Raw genomic sequence first — 2,128 nt, forward strand, 5'->3', positions numbered from 1 at the left:
TCACTGCTCGTCACAAGGAAAACGGCACGATCGCCGAGCGTGCTCGCGAGCATATCGACAGCTTTTTCCGCGATAGGGTCGACTTCCGTCGCGGGCAGTAGCGCAAGCAGGTTGGTCTGCAACGGCGAAGGGCCGGCGAAGCGCCAGCCGCAATACAACGCGGCGACAAGTGCGAACAGCACCCACGCGGCGCGGATGCCGAAGACCTGTCTTGCGGATCGCCGTGGCAAAACTTGCATCAGGGCGCTCCGAACAGTGCGCGCTCGGCCGGCGTCAGGTCGTTGACTGCCTCACTTTTCGTAAAGTCGATGCGCGTGGTGTCGCCGTTTGCGAGCGCAATGCGCAAGGTCTGCAAAAAGTCACCGCCGTTCATCTGCAAGCCCTTGATCGACTGGGCGATTTGCGGCTGCGCGGGCGTCAGTTGCATGTGCCACTGCGCGGGGGTCCCGTCCGCCTGTACGGTGAACTGCGAGTAGAGCGCCGATAGATCGCCGCCCAGCATCGCGCGCATCATTCGCGATACCTGCGCCACGCCGCGCATGCCGTTGCCATTGCCGTTGTTCGTCGATACGCGTTGCCCCGTCGCGCTGACTTCGCTCACGCCGGCGTCGGTGATGACGTAGGTTGCCTGGTAAGGCGATTCAATATGCCAGATCACGCCACGCTCGCGCACGAATAAAATTGAACCCGTGCTGACCAGCGGTTGCCTCATAGCGGACAAGGTTTGTGTCTGCGTAAATTGTGCGCGCACGCCCTTCGCGTGCGCCAATCGCGCGGCGACCTGCGAGACAAGTGCCGCGTTGCTGGCGGGCTCGGCGGCGCAAGCATCGAACGATATCGCCAGCGCCAACGCCACCGCTAGCGCGCCAAGCAGCCTCAGCGTGCCCATGCGCGCTCCAGGTTCTCAAACACCACTGGTGGAGAAACGAACTGCAATTCCTGCGTCGCGGCGTCGATGGCAACCTGGATCGTGTAGCCCTTAGTCAAGCGTTCGCCCGTTGCGCAGTCGAATATCTCGTAGCCGATCTTCAGGCGGTTTTCGAATTCGAGCAGTTGCGTGCGGACATCGAGTCGCTGGCCGTAGATCGCGGGCCGCACATATTTCAAGTGCGCCTCGACGATCGGCCACACATACCCCGACGCCTGCATTTCACGATAGTCATAGTCAAACGCGCGCAACAGCGCCGCGCGGCCGATCTCGAAGTACTTCAGATAGTGGCCGTGCCAGCACACGTTCATCGCGTCCACGTCGTGGAACGGCACTTCGACCGGGGCGCTCGCCGTCAGCGTCTTGCGTGTTTCGTTCATGCTGGAACGCCCTGTTGGTAGTCGTCGAAGAAGCCATCGACGAGCGCGCACGCGGCAATTCTCGCGGTCAACGCGCGCAGGTCGCCCTCAAGCGCCCGGTCTTCATCGACGAACGGCGACTCGGCCGCGACGCTTGCCATGAACGCCTGCAGCGGCGCGGGAACAAGCGTAGTCGCGTCGATACCCAGTCGCAGACGCGCGGCTTGCACCGTGGCAAGCGTATGCGCGGCCGCAACCTGCTCAGTCAATTCGAGCACGCGCAGGCAATCGCGCGCGGCGATCGTGCCCATGCTCACCTTGTCCTGATTGTGCGATTCGGTGGAGCGCGAGAAGACGCTCGCGGGCATGGTCAGCTTGAGCGCTTCCGCCGTCCACGCCGACGACGATATCTGCACGGCCTTGAATCCGTGATTGATCGAAGCGCGCGCCGGCGCCGCGCCCGACAGGTTGCGCGGCAAGTTGTTGTTGAACTTGTCGTCCACCAGCAGTGCTAACTGCCGGTCCATCAAGTCGGCAAGATTCGCGACGGCGACCTTGAGCGCATCCATGGCGAACGCGATATGGCCGCCGTAGAAGTTGCCGCCGTGCAGCACGCGCCCGGTATCGGGATCGATCAGCGGGTTGTCGTTGGCGCTGTTCAGCTCGTTCTCGACGTCGCGGCGCACCCACGAAAGCGCATCGCGTGCGACGCCGATCACATGGGGCGCGCAACGGATTGAATAGCGATCCTGTAGCCGATGCCCCGGCGTGTCGTCCCGGCCGGCGAGATCCGCGCGGATCCAGGCAGCGGCCTCACCCTGCCCGGCGTGCGGCTTGACTT

At 63.4% G+C, this 2,128-nt stretch carries 4 protein-coding genes; all 4 read right to left on the minus strand.

Annotated features, from left to right (window positions below):
• Window positions 1–239 (minus strand): hypothetical protein (locus WCA53_RS05940; protein WP_423906853.1); only part of this gene is annotated, 239 nt, incomplete at its 3' end.
• On the minus strand, window positions 239–889 hold the full coding sequence (locus tag WCA53_RS05945; protein WP_423906855.1) for a LolA family protein: 651 nt from the start codon (window positions 887–889) through the stop codon (window positions 239–241). The genes WCA53_RS05940 and WCA53_RS05945, both read right to left, overlap by 1 nt.
• Window positions 877–1,308: an acyl-CoA thioesterase gene (locus tag WCA53_RS05950; RefSeq protein ID WP_423906858.1), complete on the minus strand. Its 432-nt coding sequence runs from the start codon at window positions 1,306–1,308 to the stop codon at window positions 877–879. The genes WCA53_RS05945 and WCA53_RS05950 overlap by 13 nt, the downstream gene beginning before the upstream one ends.
• Window positions 1,305–2,128, minus strand: an 824-nt coding sequence (locus tag WCA53_RS05955) for an aromatic amino acid lyase (protein WP_423906860.1), incomplete at its 5' end; no start/stop codon positions are given. The genes WCA53_RS05950 and WCA53_RS05955, both read right to left, overlap by 4 nt.

The organism is Caballeronia sp. (genome assembly GCF_049581465.1).
Taxonomy (GTDB): Bacteria; Pseudomonadota; Gammaproteobacteria; order Burkholderiales; family Burkholderiaceae; genus Caballeronia.